Genomic DNA, 14,600 nt, shown 5'->3' with positions numbered 1-14,600 from the left:
TAGTTTACTAGGTACTACTTCTAAAATTTTATATTCACTACAGAATGCAGGTTTACCTTTGGACCAGTGTAAGTCATTCCTTCTGGCTCTTCTACTAACCATAACGGTGCATCAAGATCAAAGTAATGAATATTCGGATGAGCCGCAGCTAAATGTGCAACAGCGCTAACTGAAAGTGAAGATTCCATCATACTTCCAACCATACATTTCACACCTGCTGCTTCTGCTATATCTGCAATACGCCAAGCTTCTCGTATGCCGCCGCATTTCATTAATTTAATATTAAGTAAGTCTGCATACCCCCCTTGAATGAGCTTTAATGCATCACTTGCTGAAAACATGCTTTCATCTGCCATAATAGGCGTTTGCACATTGTCTTTCACGTACTTTAATCCATCCCAATCTTTCGCATGAACTGGTTGTTCTACAAATTCTATATTTAAATTTCTATTCTCCATTTCTCTAATAATAGAAACCGCTTCTTTCGGTTTCCATCCTTGATTTGCATCTAAACGTAACGTCGTATTCTTTGGAACTACATTTCGAATTGCCTCTATGCGTTCCAAATCTAAATGCGCCTCTTTACCTACCTTAATTTTTAATGTTTGGAATCCCTTTTCGATATGCTTTTTCGCTTCTTTTGCCATTAATAAAGGTTCATCCACACTTACTGTAATATCAGTATAAACCTCTTTCTTTCCGCCTAGTAATGCGTATAACGGTATGTTGTGAAATTGACAATATACATCGTATAAAGCCATATCTACCGCCGCTTTCGCACTTGTGTTTCCAACGCAGCTCTTTTGGATGTGTAACAATAACGTTTGAAATTGCAATATGTCTTTATCAACTAATACAGAACGAATTGGTCCTAAAATCGCCTCTTCCATTCCGCTCGCAAAGTCACCTGTAATAACCGGCGTTGCTGCAGCAGCTCCTTTTCCAACGATCCCTTCATCTGTATGAATAAACACATCTATACTTTCGATTTCCGTTACAGTACGAAGCGCTGTTTTAAATGGTGTATGAAGCTTTACATGTCGGCGGTTTACCTTCACATCGGTAATTTTCATTTTGTTCATCCTTTCGTTGTTTATAGCGTGATACTTTAATCCACGGGAGGCTTTATTCTGCCCGTTAATGCGAAACAAAAAAATCCAGCCATAAGAAGATTCTTACGGCTGGATTTTGTCTATGAATGGGTAGACAAAGCAGCAATCTGATTATATTTTTTCTGTGCATCCTTTAGCGCTACAAGTAGCGCCTTTTGAGACGAACCGAAGTATCGATTTTTTATTTCTGTTACTAATGCTGGATCATTAATATTTTTATGTAGAAACAAATATTTAACAAATTGAGATGTTAATGCAATTGTCGCTGAGCAATCTGCATCTACAATTTCCCCTGTATCCTTCTCAAGTACAAATGCTACAAAATAGCTTTTAAACTTTTCGGTAATGGGATTATTTTGAGGTGCTTTCGCATCTCCTACGATGTAAATTGTATTTGAAGCGTACACAGCTATCTTCCTTTCTTATACGAGGATAACGGTTTTCTTAATAGACGTATGAGCTGTTAACTCAGCGTTGATTAAGAAATGTATCCGCTTACCTTGTATTATAAACAATTGACAGAATTTTAACAATATTTATTTTGACATATATTCCATAATTATGAAAGTCTCTTAAAACAATTAAAAATGGCTCAAACTTCTCATTTTTACAATATGTCATTGCTCCTTGTACCATGACATTCACACTACAAACACCTTTTCCCTCATACATCAAAAAACAGTTAGCTATCGCTAACTGTTCCACCACTTCACTTTGGCAATACGAATATTGTTTCGTTTGACTTAGAAAATTGATACTCTTTTCTCGCAAACTTTAAAATTTCTTCTTCATTATCACCTAAATTCTCGATGTTAGTCTTTAAAAAAACTTGATCTTTCTTTAAAGAAACTAGTTGTTTCTTTTGATTCGTTATTGTATCTTTTTTTTCATTAATTATTTCTTGTTGTTTCGTCAAAATATATTGAACGTACAAAGTAGTTGCAGCTATAAAAATAAACATGAATATAAATCGCCTTAATTTCTTCTTATTTATTGCTCGATTGTCATTAGGCTGTGATAGTTGCTCTGGTATATTAGGAACATTTACTCTTTTGAGTTTCCTCATTTTCAAATCCCCCTAACCCATATTTTTTCACTACCATCGGCACGATCTCTTACTAACTTAAATTCTATTCTTATAAAATAAGCTCCTTCACCAAAAAAACTCACAAATTAACCAATTAGAGATAGCGTTCGACGACATCTCTGTATTTAAAATAAAAAATTTTATTTATGCTGCTATAAAATAGTAGTTTATGTTATTCTTTTTCCCCAATTGTAGAAAACATTTTTACACACATAAATTCCAGTTTTGCATACCGATGTTATAACATGCATACAAGGAGGAAAAACGATGCACTACCGTACATTAGGTAACACTGGCATTACTGTTTCTGAAATTGGCTTTGGAGCGTGGGCGATTGGCGGCGATGAATGGGGTCCTGTTAACGACAAACAATCTATAACCGCTATGCAGAAAGCTATTGAATACGGCGTAAACTTTATTGATACTGCTGATGTATACGGATTAGGACATAGTGAAAGGTTAGTAACTCAAGCGATAAGAGAGCACCGTAATAATATCATTTTATCAACGAAAGGCGGTTTAATTGGGCATCACTATGATCCAAGTGGAGAGCCTGTTTATAATACTGCCGAAAAAGTGATCGCAGTATTTGAAACTAGCTTACTGCGCCTAGAAACAGATTATATTGATGTTTATTTCTGTCACATTTGGTGGGATAAACGAGAAGAAACAGAAGCATTTTTACGCGCATTTGAAATATTAAAACGGGACGGAAAAGTAAGAGCTGTTGGAGTTTCAACTCACGACATACAATATATAAAACACTTCAATAAAAACGCTGATATTGATGTTGTGCAACTTGATTACAACATATTAAACCGAAAACCAGAAAACGACATACTGCCCTACCTACAAGAGAACAATTTAGGAGCTGTTATACGCGGCCCTTTAAAAATGGGGATATTAACCGGAAAGTTTACAAATAAAACAACTTTTCCTGACGGAGATTTACGCAAAGAATGGCCAAAAGAAAAGTGGTTTCAAGAAGATTTACAAAAAGTAGAAAAATTAAGGTTACTCTCAAATAAAAATCAGACATTAGGACAACTTGCACTTCGCTACGTCCTCTCTCATCCAGCAGTATCGGTCGCAATTCCTGGCGCAAAAACAGAAAAACAAGCGAAAGAAAATGCAGATGCAACTACCCGTCCGATCCTTACGGATGAGGAATTAGCGTATATTCAGTCAATATAAAACAAGACCAGCGGTTAGATATTTCAACTGCTGGTCTTGTTTTACTTTCAATATTATAAATCAATATCATATTCCATTCTCTTCGCTGTTTCTTCAGCAACCCGAGCACCTAACAAGTTTTTCACAATATGAAATGACATGTTAATTCCGGCTGAAATTCCACCAGACGTAATAATATGCCCCTCATCTACAAACTTTACATTTTCTAATACTTCAATATTTGGAAAATCATTTCTAAAGTTTTCAATACTAGCCCAATGTGTTGTCGCTTGTTTTTCCTCAAGTAAACCTGCTTTCGCTAACAAAAGCGCTCCAGTACAAACAGAAGCCATTAACTTCACTTCTTTCATTTGCTGACGAATCCAATTTATTATAATTTCATTTTCCACTTCGTTTTCTCTAACACCTAATCCACCAGGAATAATTAAAATATCAACTGGAGGTAAATTTTCAATGCTATAATCCGGTTGTACCTTTAATCCGTTCCGCGCTATAATCATTTCCCCGTCTTGGCTAACGGTATGTACAGTAAATGGTTGTTCACCATTCGTTGTAGTAACGGAAAAAACTTCAAATGGGCCCGCAAAATCTAACACTTCCACTTCATTAAAAAGAAAAATCCCTACATTCCAGCGATTAATCATAAACTTACTTCCCCCTGTAAATGATGTAAAAGATGCTCATGCCCTTTCTCTAATGCAATATCGTACGCTGTTTTCCCATCATTTTTCTTAATCGTTTTATTAGCCCGGTTTTCAAGTAATAATATAATTATTTCTTCATTTCCTAATAAAGCAGCTTCATGAAGTCCTGTCCAACCACCACTTTGAACTGCATTCACATCTGATCCCTTTTCAATTAAGAATGCTACAAGCTCGCTTTGTTTGTTCGCAATTGCCGCTTGAAGTGGTGTATTTTCATTTTCATTCTTTGCTCTAATATGTATATCTGCACCACTTTTTAAAAGAAAACTTGCTAGTTCTATCTGTCCAAAATAAGCTGCTAAATGAAGTGGTGTCCAGCCATCTTCACTAAATTCGTTAACAACACTTGGATCCATCTTTATTAATCCCTCTACCTTTTCCTTGTCGCCGCTTATGACAGCTTGTGATATTGATTGTAAATGTTTCATAATAATCCCCCAGTTTTCAAATTATTTGAGTATCCCTTTCTATATGTTCTATTCATTATTATATCTTCCTTTTTAAATTAATAGTTTACATAATAATATTATTTGATTTTTTTTAAAAATAGTAGCGATTGAATTTAAATATTTAAATTTCCTTTTAAGATGGTCGTATTATGCTTAATAAAGGAGAGAGACTATGATTTAATTAGAGCCGCTGAAAAAGTAATCGAAAAAAACTATAAATATGGTCGTCATCATATCGGTTCAGCTGTACGAACCAAAACGGGTAATGTGTATGCAGCAGTACATGTTGAAGCAAATGTTGGAAGAATAACAGTATGCGGTGAAGCTATGGCAATCGGAAAATCTATTTCAGAAGGTGATCATGAATTTGATACCATTGTAGCAATTGCTCACCCACATCCTCATGAAGATATAGAAAAATGTTGGGTTGTCGCTCCATGTGGTATGTGCCGAGAATTAATAAGTGATTACGGAAAAAATACAAACGTTATACTTTTTTATAATGGTGAACTTGTAAAATGTAGCGTAATGGAATTATTACCTGAAAAGTATACAAGTGAAGTAGAATAATCATTCATGCTTTCAATTTATCAAATAATATTATTCCAATAAAAAACAATCCGTTTTAAAAACGGATTGTTTTTTTATATTTCATTTTTATACAGTTTATTTTTTCTTATTTCTATCACTAGAAAAAACACAATAAAAAAATGAATTTTAAATATATATATACTCCATAATAGATTTTTTCATTCGAAAATAAAAAATGTGTTTTACCTTACATTTGAAAAAATCATATATAAAATATCTATAGTTACTAATCTTATCATACTAATCTATAACAATTCTGTCTTCTTCCCTTACCTGTATCTTTCAGTACATAAGACTTTAAAACGAGTGCTGTTAGTGAATCCGTTAATGTTTTATATGATAAATTTGAAAGAGCTAATAGATCATTCGTGTATAACATTCTATGCTTCTCTAATAATAATAGTACTAATCGTTCTGACGGTTTTAATGTTTCGTCGCTTTCTAGTATAAAATCTATATTTTTCATGTTCCCTAATTATTACTCCTTATATAAAAAAATGATTTTAGCAATTATTTAATATAAAAATAATACATAACAAAATTAAAGATATATCGATATAGAATACCTTTTAAACACTATTATACTATAACATATAAAAGACATTTCCCCAAATTGGAAATGCCTTTTATATGTATCTCTCTTATTTATATAATTGATATGATTGTTCTAGCCCTTTATTATATTTCGTATTATTATCCGTCCATTCTCCCCCTAAGTTTCCTGGCCATCCTGATGTATTGGCAACGTATTTAAGTAAATCCCAATCAACCAATCCTTTTCTCACACCGCGTTCATACGATTTAACCATATTAGAAATCGCTATTGTTGCATTTATTTGTGATTCCATTAAGCTCTCTTCCGATAATTGCGCTGGTGCTAAACCACCACGATGTAATTGAAATAGACCGAAAGATGTTCCTTTATCGCCTATCGCTTTTCGATTAAACTTCGTTTCATGATCAGCAATAGATAATGGTATCCAATCTGGAATACCATACCTCTTTGCAACTTCACTAATTACTTGTTTATTATTTTTAATTTCTTTCTGCTTTTCATAGTTGGTATAAATTACATAACTTAAAGTAACTAACGTAAGTAATATGAATATATATTGTAGCGCTTTTTTCATCATTCCATCTCCTGATTTTTGTATGTTTCACTTTCTACATACACTATAAAACTTTTATGTGACATTCATTTGACGAAATGATATTAATTATACATAAGTAGTTACATTTTTAACTATCCATCTGAAAACTGCAATTCTTCTAAAAAGACTCCTTCAATACATAAAAATGGTCAGCCTTTCATGTATAGTACATGAAAGGCTGACTGTTTTTCACTACACTTTTTTATGTATACAGTATATCCCCACTATTATAAAACAAATTGAAATTATCGATAAAGTTGTGCCATGAATTTCATAAAATGCAGTAAAGAATTTTCCGCTTGCTCTATCCCAAATTTCTAATGAACCCGCGTAAATTGCGGAAGTTATATATGTAAGGCCGAATAGGAGAACTCCTGAAAGAACATAGGTTACTCCAATATTTTTCATTATTAGCTCACCTCCATTAATTTTATTTGTGAATAAAACAAAAAAGACCTTTATACGTTAAAGATCTTTTTCATCTTATTTTTGTTACAAAAAACGCCAGAATCTAAAACAAAAACTTACTTTAGGATGCTTATTTCCAAACATAAATTAAAGGCTATAAGGCTACCAGCATCTTCTCAATTAACATGCTCTACCTTAAATATTTCTTGCAATATGTGGTTTGCTGTAATGACTCGTTCCACCGCCACCTACTACTACTTTACCGCCTTTTTCGAAGATCAATAATTTACTTGAACCATCTGAAAGTAGCACTATTACTTCAGCATGGTCACTTGTCGCTACATAGATTACATAACCACTTTTGGAAATACAAGTTTCCCAATGCTTATCAAATTCTGATCTTACAACCCGATTAGAATACACTTGATTTTCAATTCTTCCTTGTTCTTCGTTTTCCAAATTTACTCTCCCTACTTTCTAAATTATCATTTATATTAAAAAAACAGCCCTCTTTATAATAGTGACTGGCTTTAATATAAATAGTATATGTGGTTATTAGGAGAGTGCTTGGACAATGAAAGTGTAACAATATTTAAGTATTTTACGAAACTTCCCTTTAATCATTAAGGATACTTCTTTAGTACTCAAATTTTGTCTCTAAAAATAATGCAAAATAACTGAAACATTTATTTATGAAGTATCAGTAAACAGATCCACTAAATATAAAAGAGCTCACAGTAGTAAGCTCTTCAATCTCATTAATAAACCTTTACTTTACAATAGGCAATGTCACTTCACTCAATTTCACCGTAAGCTTTGTTCCTGCTTTCGGTCTAATTGTATAATCGTAGTCACTTGCGATTAAAACAACTCCTATTTGATGTCCTGCTTTAAATACGTAATCATCTGGCTGCATATCCCAAGTAAATGTATAATCTTTACCAGGTTGAATCGCTGTTGAATTATTTATACTATTCAAGTTTTGTGGATCCATCCAACCTCTCGTTACAATTTCAGGCTTCGCTCCGCCGTAATCAACGAGTAAAGCGGTTAAATTTGAAACAGACCGATCAATATTACCTGTTATTGAAATTTTCGGCGTCCCACTTATTCGCATATCTTTTTGCAGTACAGGCATTGTATATACTAATCGGTTCGCTATTTCTAGCTCTGGGTTTTCTACTAATTGATTCGATTTTATTTTTGCATCATCTACTAATGAGAAAACCTTGTTTACTGATCCCATACTTAATGGTAGATTGACTGCTTTATTACTTAAATACATACGGATTTTTGACGGTATAGCCGCTGGATCTGGCCAATTCTTTATTTTTTGCCATGTCTTATTTTCACGTTGTACATCCACCATCGGTTCATCCATAACCCCATTTTCAATTCCATATAACCAATAATCGAACCATTTATTTTGCGTTTGCTGCCAGTTATTACTTGATGTCCCGCCATGTCCCCCTTGGTGTAACCACATTTTACGAGGAACATTATTTTCACCAAGAGCTTCCCACCACTGTGCAAACTGCTTCGTTTTTACATTCCAATCATTTAGCCCGTGAACAACAAACACACTAGCCTTCACATTTTTAGCATCTTTTACATAGTTACGCTTATCCCAAAAGTCGTTATAATCGCCTGTTTTACGATCTTGTCCAGCAGTAAGTTCTTTAATGATCGGACCACAAACTTCAGGGTTCTTTCTTGTCAGTACTGCTTCAGCCATATTATCTGTATCTTCTCCTTGATAACCTCCTGGCGCAATAACTGCTCCATTTGCACGATAATAATCGTACCAACTACTAATTGCTGCAATTGGTATAATTGTTTTTAACCCTTCCACTCCAGTCGTTGCGACAGCATTTGGCAATGTCCCATTATAAGAAGCTCCTGTCATTCCTACATTTCCTGTAGACCAATTTGCATTTACTTCCTTGCCATCCTCTGTATATGCTTTTGCACGACCATTCACCCAATCAATAACAGACTTAGTCCCTAGTATTTCTTGTTCATCTCCGGTTGTCGGACATCCATCTGATTTTCCAGTTCCGATACTTTCACCTAAAATAACTGCATATCCTCTTGGAACATAATAATTGCCGTATGAACCAAGATTAACCGCTGCATACGGTTTTCCTTCATACGCATACAATTCTTCATCAACATTATAAACAGGAACGTCTTTTAATCCAGATCGATATGGACTCATTTCATATATAACAGGAACTTTTACATTTGATTCTGTCTTTGGACGCATAACTTTAATTGATACTCGATCTTTCTTACCATCTCTATCACTATCGACTTCTGTCTCTACAAATAAATTTTCAATAATTGCCTCATCAAGAGAATAGATTGGTTTCGTCATCCCATTTTCCAATTGAATTTTTGTGTTTGGAGTTAAAGCTTCTGAAACTTGACCATTTAACTTAACATCACTCCCTTTTACAGAGCTCCCTTCCTTATTTTCTGCATGTGCAGTCATACTAGAAACTCCTGAAGTAATTGTTAAAGATAATATAGCTGAAAGTGTTATTGCTAATTTCTTTTTCTTCATGCCCTTCCCTCCCCATATATTCCTTCTCTTACTATACATCAAAAATACAGAAAATTCAGTTTATATTTTACGGAAAGTTTAGAAAATTATAAAACATTAGAATCTTTCAAGATAATAGAAAAGGAACTAATAACAATTAGTTCCTTTCTATATACATATAAAATTGTATTTCTCCATCTTCTACCAAAACTCCGTATTCAAAACCATGTCTTTCTAATATACTTTTTACAATCGCTAATCCTAATCCAGTACCTGATTTTTCTTTGCTACGTGAAGACTCCAATACGTAAAAAGGTTCCCAAATTTTATCTATTTCTTTAATTCCCTCAGTAGCAATACCATTTTGAATTTGAAAATACACAACGTCATTTTTCTCTTCTAATGTGATTTGTATATTTTGATTCGTTGTATATTTTATCGCATTAGAGATTAAATTTTGAAAGGCCATTCTCATTTTATTTAAATCAGCATAAACAATCGTATCACCAGCACTATAGTTCACTTGCAACTTGATTTCTTTCGATTCCAATTCAATTTTATGCTTATCTATTATACTTTGGACTAGTGGTTCAATAGGGAATTCTTCTTTTTGTAAAATATCTCTTTCTAGTTTAGAAAATCGCAATAACTCTTCAATTAAATTTGAAATTTGATCTGTTTGTTTAATGATTGTATCGACATATGTGCCATCATCTAAACCATCTTTTATTCCCATAGAATATGCTTTTACTAATGCGATTGGTGTTTTTAATTCATGAGTTACATCGCCCATAAATCGTTTTAAGTGGTCATTTCGATCTGTTAAATCTTGATGTGCCTCATGTAATTTATCACTCATGATGTTAATACTATTTGCTAAATCACCTATTTCATCATTCGTTTTAACTTTCGTCCGTTTAAATTTCAGACGTGAAATATCTTCTGCGACATCACTCAATTCTTTCAGCGGAGTAGTGATTGTTTTTGAAAGAATCCAAACAAGAACAATAATAAGAACTATTGAGAATCCTAAAATGTATAAGTAAAGTGTGTTAAGCGTTTTAATCACTTCATTAGAATGTGCGATAGAAACTCCTACTAAAATCAACATATCATCTTTCGCAATGTATTTCGCAAAAAAACTAGATTTTATCTTTTCTTGATCATATATTTTATTCGATTGTCCGAGGTTCTTCACTTTCGTAATTTCTTCTTTTGTAATCCAAAGTTTATTCAATGCAACTCTCTTTTTTGTAAGTTGCATGCGTAAATCTTCATTAATTGCATCTTCTGAACTATTTATTGATGTGTAAGCAATCGTAACATTACCTTCATTTTCAATACGATTTATAGCATCATCCAGTTCTTTACGCGGTATTGACTGTATTTGTGCTGTAATCCCATCTAAACTTTCACGTGTTTTGTGAACATTATATTTTGGTAAAAAATAGTTAATCAATAATAAAGAAATCGTAAAAATAAGAATGACTGTTAAGGAAATGCTGAAAAATAACTTCTTACCAAGCTTATTCACACTCTTCCTCCAAACTATACCCTAAACCACGATGTGTCTTTATAATATTTTCTCCTATTTTTTTACGTAATCTTCTTACATGTGTATCAACCGTTCGCTCATCTCCAAAATAATCAAATCCCCAGACGATATCTAACAACTTTTTCCTCGTTAAAATCGTGCCTTTATGATTTAAAAAGCATTTTATTAATTGTAATTCCGTCTTTGTAATGTCTAATTCTTTTTCATTTTTATACACTTTATTTTTGGTAAAATCTATTTTTAAATCTTGAACTTGAATCACATCATCATGCTGTACAAGCTTTTTCGCTCGCGTAATTAGCACGCCTGGATGAAATGGTTTTTTTACGTACTCATCTGCCCCGCTTTGAAGAGCCGCTAATTCATCTTCACTTTCACTTTTCGCAGTAAGCATTAATACTTTCACGCTCGAATTCTTTTTTATTTCCCGACAGACAGTAATACCACTACTTTTCGGCATCATCCAGTCTAAAATAGCTAAGTCAATTTTCTCATCATAAAATATTTGAAGTGCTTCCTCTCCATCTTTTGCTAATAAAACTTCGAAGCCTTCTTTTTCAAAATAAGCTTTTAAAATTTTCAACATATCTTGTTCATCATCTGCGATTAATACTTTCATTACATTTCCTCCATTACCTATAAACAAATATCAATTTTATCATACAACTTCTTTGTTACATCAATGTGACATAAAAATATTTACAATGTTTGAGGGTATAGTAAGTGTGAGGTGTTGTTTCATGTTCAAAAAAATAGGAGTCATTACTCTTCTCTTCTTTTTATTATCAACAAATGCGTTCGCAAATACAAATAAACAAATTGAAGTATTTGATTGCAAAAAAGAAATGGTAGTCCAAAAGCAATCTTTAGATGCGGCTATTCAAAAAGAAGCAGTTCAATATGCAAAATCAGTTACTGGTCCATTTAAAAACTTAAATGTCGTTCCGAGAGATGGTCATATGATAAAAATCCCGTTATCGAAACCCGTTCCTATTACAAATCAATGGTTACATACAACAATCGATGAAGTACTCATCCTTCTCCCACTTAATGAAAAACCTTACATTATGCTTTACGATGATGAGAATAATCCGCATTTTTATTATGTAAAAGGTGATCCGAAGGGATTATTGAAACAAATGAATGTTAAATTATAATTAATTTAAGAAAGATCCCACAATTATCATTCGTGGGATCTTTCTTAATCAGTTAACAAGTTGATTTTTTTATATTATTTTCATTTAAAAAATTAATAATCTGCCTTTTGTGATGGTTATCGTGATCTACGAATTCTTTAATAATATATATTAGAGAGTACGGCATTCCAGTATGAGGACAATATGATACTCCATTGGCAGTTAAATGTTCCTTTAACTTTCCAATAGACAGTCGGTTAAGCTCTTGAACAAGTAAATCTCTTTTAGCTTGTGCTTCTTCAAGAAGTTTCCTCTTAGATATACCTGATTTTGCATAATAAGAGGCTAGTTTATTATATGTATCAAAGTCAGGGAACTCCATTCCCTGTCCATCTCTCACTGATGATAATGTCTCACGTAAAAGATAGTCATCCCAGTTCATAATATGAGATACAATCTCACCAATAGTCCATTTCCCCTCTGATAATGGCGCTGTCCACAATGCTTCTTTCATATCTCTCAATGTGGTTATCCAAATTGAATAATCTTTAAAATCATTAATAATTTTATTTTCTCCCATCATCTAATCCCCATTCTAATAATAGATTTAGATAAATTATACCATTAATCCACACGAATAGGAACAAATGTTCTTATCGAAAGGTTAATAATAATTCACTACATCCTTTTATCTAAGTTTAGATAATGGCTCGTTCCTACATACATTGTCCCTTTCACAAATCCACTCGAAGTATAAAAGTGATCCCCCTGTTCTGTATCTGTATGTAAGACAACAATAGTAAAATAGGTTTTTGCATCGCTTAAGATTCTCCCTAACAGTAACCTCCCTAATCCTTTCCGCCGGTAATCTTTTGCAATGTAAAACCTTCTTAATCGACCAATTTTTTTATCTTTCGTATACGGATCTTGATTTACCCCCCCAATTCCAATTAACGTATCACCTCGAAAAATGCCATATAAACATTCACCCGTTTTACTAAATGTATTTCTTCTACTTTCATATTCATTTATTAGTTTTATTAAGAAGTTAAATCTTTCTTCTTTACTTTCCATAACAAGATGATTGATCTCATATTTAAACAAATCTTCAATCTGCTTAATTTGTATATCTTCCAGCTTAATCCCCCACTTTCTCTATCCAAATGTATCTTTTTGAAAAATAAAAATGCCCAAGAATATATCATCCTGAGCATTCATTTGAATGTGAACTTATTCATTTTGTTATGTAAGTATTCTTCAATTCTGGTAATATCCCCTTCAACTCCATTAAATCATCAATTACTAAATCAGCATGAGCAAGTTCATCTTCTTGTGCAAAATCAAAATTACATCCAATCGCAATTAGGCCATTATCTTTAGCTGCGTTAATATCAGATAAACGATCTCCAACTACCGCTGCCCCTTTTAAATCATATTTTTTCAAAATATTTTTTACTAAGTCACCTTTATTAAGCGATGAAATTTGTTCGATACTAAACGTTTCAGTAACCCATTGCTCTAAATCATAATGAGATACGATTGCTTTTAAATAATCCGTTAAACCATTACTAGCTATGTAAATTGAGCAACCAATTTCTTTTAAATAATTAAAAACTTCTTTTACATTCGGATATAAAGCACCTTTCCCACTCTTTATGTTTTCAATTAATCTCTCTAAAAAATAAGCATCTGTTTGTTTTCTTACTTCATTTGAATGATCAGGTAATAGCGCTTCCCAAACTTTAGGTAAAGGAACACCCATAATTTCACGGTATTTATCAATAGGTGTTTCCGCATCCCATAATTGTAGTGAGCGTAAATGATCAAATGTATCATCTAGTGATAATTCTAAGATTTTATCTGTTTGAAATAAAGTTCCATCCATATCGAAAATTAGTGCTTGCAACATTTTATACTCTCCCATTCTTTACGTATTAACTACAATACAGCTTTACTCGAAATATTTTTAAGCATCTCAACAATAATTTCTGAACAATAATTCGCTGCGGTTTTCGCGAAATCATCATATGAAACTTGCGCCTCATCATCTGCACTATCAGAAATGCATCTCAAAACTAGAAATGGTATGTCATTTATATAAGCAACATGTCCAATTGCCGCTCCTTCCATTTCTGTACAATGAGGTGCATATTCAGTGACTAATTGCGCCTTTAATTTTGAATCCTCGACGAAGCATTCTCCGCTGATGATTCTTCCTTCATGAACAGTAATATTTAAACTACTACTATTAACAGCTTTTCGGGCTAAATCTCTTAATTCATCGCTTGCATGAAACTCTTCTTGAAACGGAAATAGATTCTTCATTTGATTTTTATTAACATCATGATGCGTAACATTTGTAGAAATAACTAGATCGCCAACTTTCACATCCGGATGTAATCCACCCGCAACACCTGTATTAATGATAGAGTCTACATCAAACTTACTAATTAATATTTGTGTACATGCAGCTGCATTTACTTTCCCTACACCACAGCGAGTAATTATAATCTCTGTACCCATGAACTCTCCCTTATAGAAAGGCATGTTGGCAACTGTATGTTCCTCTTTAATAAGCAGTTTTTCTAATAGTAAGTCTATTTCTATTTGCATTGCTCCGATAATACCGATTCTGTTCATGTGTGTAGTCCCCTTTATTAATTTGTTC

The 14,600-nt window shown here is 33.0% G+C and carries 20 protein-coding genes; 3 read left to right on the top strand and 17 right to left on the bottom strand.

Annotated elements, in window-relative coordinates; all coding sequences use genetic code 11:
• Positions 1–20 precede the first annotated feature (20 nt).
• The 4 genes from ACFVQC_RS19970 to ACFVQC_RS19955 form a co-directional block, all read right to left on the bottom strand.
• Positions 21–1,073 carry a dipeptide epimerase gene (locus ACFVQC_RS19970; RefSeq protein ID WP_377899014.1) on the bottom strand — a complete coding sequence of 351 codons (1,053 nt, stop codon included), beginning with the start codon at positions 1,071–1,073 and terminating at the stop codon, positions 21–23.
• A gap of 119 nt (positions 1,074–1,192) precedes the next feature.
• Positions 1,193–1,519, bottom strand: a complete 327-nt coding sequence (locus ACFVQC_RS19965; protein WP_219919005.1) for a DUF3870 domain-containing protein — start codon at positions 1,517–1,519, stop codon at positions 1,193–1,195.
• 88 nt (positions 1,520–1,607) lie between these two features.
• The gene (locus ACFVQC_RS19960; protein ID WP_341306544.1) at positions 1,608–1,883 is read right to left on the bottom strand and encodes a hypothetical protein; all 276 of its coding nucleotides are present in this window, start codon (positions 1,881–1,883) and stop codon (positions 1,608–1,610) included.
• Positions 1,822–2,178: an FtsB family cell division protein gene (locus ACFVQC_RS19955; protein ID WP_377899013.1), complete on the bottom strand. Its 357-nt coding sequence runs from the start codon at positions 2,176–2,178 to the stop codon at positions 1,822–1,824. Before ACFVQC_RS19955 ends, ACFVQC_RS19960 begins: the two co-directional genes overlap by 62 nt.
• Positions 2,179–2,466: 288 nt before the next feature.
• Here ACFVQC_RS19955 and ACFVQC_RS19950 point away from each other — a divergent pair, with 288 nt between their 5' ends.
• The gene (locus ACFVQC_RS19950) at positions 2,467–3,393 is read left to right on the top strand and encodes an aldo/keto reductase (RefSeq protein WP_377899012.1); all 927 of its coding nucleotides are present in this window, start codon (positions 2,467–2,469) and stop codon (positions 3,391–3,393) included.
• Positions 3,394–3,446: 53 nt separating this feature from the next.
• Here the strand turns inward: ACFVQC_RS19950 and ACFVQC_RS19945 are convergent, their stop codons facing one another.
• Positions 3,447–4,037: a DJ-1/PfpI family protein gene (locus ACFVQC_RS19945; protein ID WP_377899011.1), complete on the bottom strand. Its 591-nt coding sequence runs from the start codon at positions 4,035–4,037 to the stop codon at positions 3,447–3,449.
• Positions 4,034–4,525, bottom strand: a complete 492-nt coding sequence (locus ACFVQC_RS19940) for an ankyrin repeat domain-containing protein (RefSeq protein ID WP_377895831.1) — start codon at positions 4,523–4,525, stop codon at positions 4,034–4,036. Before ACFVQC_RS19940 ends, ACFVQC_RS19945 begins: the two co-directional genes overlap by 4 nt.
• A gap of 159 nt (positions 4,526–4,684) precedes the next feature.
• Here ACFVQC_RS19940 and ACFVQC_RS19935 point away from each other — a divergent pair, with 159 nt between their 5' ends.
• On the top strand, positions 4,685–5,116 hold the full coding sequence (locus ACFVQC_RS19935) for a cytidine deaminase (protein ID WP_377899010.1): 432 nt from the start codon (positions 4,685–4,687) through the stop codon (positions 5,114–5,116).
• A 256-nt stretch (positions 5,117–5,372) separates the two neighbouring features.
• Here ACFVQC_RS19935 and ACFVQC_RS19930 read toward each other — a convergent pair whose 3' ends face one another.
• The 7 genes from ACFVQC_RS19930 to ACFVQC_RS19900 all read right to left on the bottom strand — a co-directional run bounded on the left by ACFVQC_RS19930 (position 5,373) and on the right by ACFVQC_RS19900 (position 11,415).
• The gene (locus ACFVQC_RS19930) at positions 5,373–5,603 is read right to left on the bottom strand and encodes a hypothetical protein (RefSeq protein WP_000789035.1); all 231 of its coding nucleotides are present in this window, start codon (positions 5,601–5,603) and stop codon (positions 5,373–5,375) included.
• Between the two features lie 175 nt (positions 5,604–5,778).
• A complete protein-coding gene (locus ACFVQC_RS19925) occupies positions 5,779–6,270 on the bottom strand; it encodes an invasion protein (RefSeq protein ID WP_377895908.1) in 492 nt (163 codons plus the stop codon).
• A 210-nt stretch (positions 6,271–6,480) separates the two neighbouring features.
• A complete protein-coding gene (locus ACFVQC_RS19920; RefSeq protein WP_377895906.1) occupies positions 6,481–6,696 on the bottom strand; it encodes a hypothetical protein in 216 nt (71 codons plus the stop codon).
• Positions 6,697–6,891: 195 nt separating this feature from the next.
• Complete coding sequence (locus ACFVQC_RS19915) at positions 6,892–7,155, bottom strand: hypothetical protein (protein WP_002147285.1); 264 nt, start codon at positions 7,153–7,155, stop codon at positions 6,892–6,894.
• A 310-nt stretch (positions 7,156–7,465) separates the two neighbouring features.
• Positions 7,466–9,262, bottom strand: coding sequence for a Xaa-Pro dipeptidyl-peptidase (locus tag ACFVQC_RS19910; protein ID WP_377899009.1), 1,797 nt, complete (start codon positions 9,260–9,262; stop codon positions 7,466–7,468).
• Positions 9,263–9,398: 136 nt separating this feature from the next.
• A complete protein-coding gene (locus ACFVQC_RS19905; protein WP_377899008.1) occupies positions 9,399–10,775 on the bottom strand; it encodes a sensor histidine kinase in 1,377 nt (458 codons plus the stop codon).
• Positions 10,768–11,415 carry a response regulator transcription factor gene (locus ACFVQC_RS19900; protein ID WP_377899007.1) on the bottom strand — a complete coding sequence of 216 codons (648 nt, stop codon included), beginning with the start codon at positions 11,413–11,415 and terminating at the stop codon, positions 10,768–10,770. The genes ACFVQC_RS19905 and ACFVQC_RS19900 overlap by 8 nt, the downstream gene beginning before the upstream one ends.
• A 121-nt stretch (positions 11,416–11,536) precedes the next feature.
• Here ACFVQC_RS19900 and ACFVQC_RS19895 point away from each other — a divergent pair, with 121 nt between their 5' ends.
• Positions 11,537–11,953: a hypothetical protein gene (locus ACFVQC_RS19895; RefSeq protein ID WP_377899005.1), complete on the top strand. Its 417-nt coding sequence runs from the start codon at positions 11,537–11,539 to the stop codon at positions 11,951–11,953.
• Between the two features lie 52 nt (positions 11,954–12,005).
• On the opposite strand, the gene ACFVQC_RS19890 is transcribed toward ACFVQC_RS19895, so the two are convergent.
• From ACFVQC_RS19890 to ACFVQC_RS19875, 4 genes are all read right to left on the bottom strand, one after another.
• Complete coding sequence (locus ACFVQC_RS19890) at positions 12,006–12,512, bottom strand: DinB family protein (protein ID WP_377899004.1); 507 nt, start codon at positions 12,510–12,512, stop codon at positions 12,006–12,008.
• Between the two features lie 98 nt (positions 12,513–12,610).
• Positions 12,611–13,069, bottom strand: coding sequence for a GNAT family N-acetyltransferase (locus ACFVQC_RS19885; protein WP_377899173.1), 459 nt, complete (start codon positions 13,067–13,069; stop codon positions 12,611–12,613).
• Positions 13,070–13,166: 97 nt separating this feature from the next.
• Positions 13,167–13,841 carry an HAD family hydrolase gene (locus ACFVQC_RS19880; RefSeq protein WP_377899003.1) on the bottom strand — a complete coding sequence of 225 codons (675 nt, stop codon included), beginning with the start codon at positions 13,839–13,841 and terminating at the stop codon, positions 13,167–13,169.
• A gap of 29 nt (positions 13,842–13,870) precedes the next feature.
• Positions 13,871–14,572 (bottom strand): 5'-methylthioadenosine/adenosylhomocysteine nucleosidase, encoded by a 702-nt coding sequence (locus ACFVQC_RS19875; protein WP_377899002.1) that lies wholly within the window; start codon positions 14,570–14,572, stop codon positions 13,871–13,873.
• Between the last annotated feature and the right edge of the window lie 28 nt (positions 14,573–14,600).

The organism is Bacillus sp. NPDC057893 (assembly GCF_042796455.1).
Classification (GTDB): domain Bacteria; phylum Bacillota; class Bacilli; order Bacillales; family Bacillaceae_G; genus Bacillus_A.
Note: the sequence above shows the minus strand (reverse complement) of the source record. Positions and strands in the feature narration are given on the sequence as shown.

Bases quoted from the DNA above. Each gene is read 5' to 3' on its own strand.
- ACFVQC_RS19970 (WP_377899014.1), bottom strand. From the start codon at position 1,073: ATGAAAATTACCGATGTGAAGGTAAACCGCCGACATGTAAAGCTTCAT.
- ACFVQC_RS19955 (WP_377899013.1), bottom strand. From the start codon at position 2,178: ATGAGGAAACTCAAAAGAGTAAATGTTCCTAATATACCAGAGCAACTA.
- ACFVQC_RS19950 (WP_377899012.1), top strand. From the start codon at position 2,467: ATGCACTACCGTACATTAGGTAACACTGGCATTACTGTTTCTGAAATT.
- ACFVQC_RS19945 (WP_377899011.1), bottom strand. From the start codon at position 4,037: ATGATTAATCGCTGGAATGTAGGGATTTTTCTTTTTAATGAAGTGGAA.
- ACFVQC_RS19940 (WP_377895831.1), bottom strand. From the start codon at position 4,525: ATGAAACATTTACAATCAATATCACAAGCTGTCATAAGCGGCGACAAG.
- ACFVQC_RS19935 (WP_377899010.1), top strand. From the start codon at position 4,685: ATGGTCGTATTATGCTTAATAAAGGAGAGAGACTATGATTTAATTAGA.
- ACFVQC_RS19930 (WP_000789035.1), bottom strand. From the start codon at position 5,603: ATGAAAAATATAGATTTTATACTAGAAAGCGACGAAACATTAAAACCG.
- ACFVQC_RS19925 (WP_377895908.1), bottom strand. From the start codon at position 6,270: ATGATGAAAAAAGCGCTACAATATATATTCATATTACTTACGTTAGTT.
- ACFVQC_RS19920 (WP_377895906.1), bottom strand. From the start codon at position 6,696: ATGAAAAATATTGGAGTAACCTATGTTCTTTCAGGAGTTCTCCTATTC.
- ACFVQC_RS19910 (WP_377899009.1), bottom strand. From the start codon at position 9,262: ATGAAGAAAAAGAAATTAGCAATAACACTTTCAGCTATATTATCTTTA.
- ACFVQC_RS19900 (WP_377899007.1), bottom strand. From the start codon at position 11,415: ATGAAAGTATTAATCGCAGATGATGAACAAGATATGTTGAAAATTTTA.
- ACFVQC_RS19895 (WP_377899005.1), top strand. From the start codon at position 11,537: ATGTTCAAAAAAATAGGAGTCATTACTCTTCTCTTCTTTTTATTATCA.
- ACFVQC_RS19890 (WP_377899004.1), bottom strand. From the start codon at position 12,512: ATGGGAGAAAATAAAATTATTAATGATTTTAAAGATTATTCAATTTGG.
- ACFVQC_RS19880 (WP_377899003.1), bottom strand. From the start codon at position 13,841: ATGTTGCAAGCACTAATTTTCGATATGGATGGAACTTTATTTCAAACA.
- ACFVQC_RS19875 (WP_377899002.1), bottom strand. From the start codon at position 14,572: ATGAACAGAATCGGTATTATCGGAGCAATGCAAATAGAAATAGACTTA.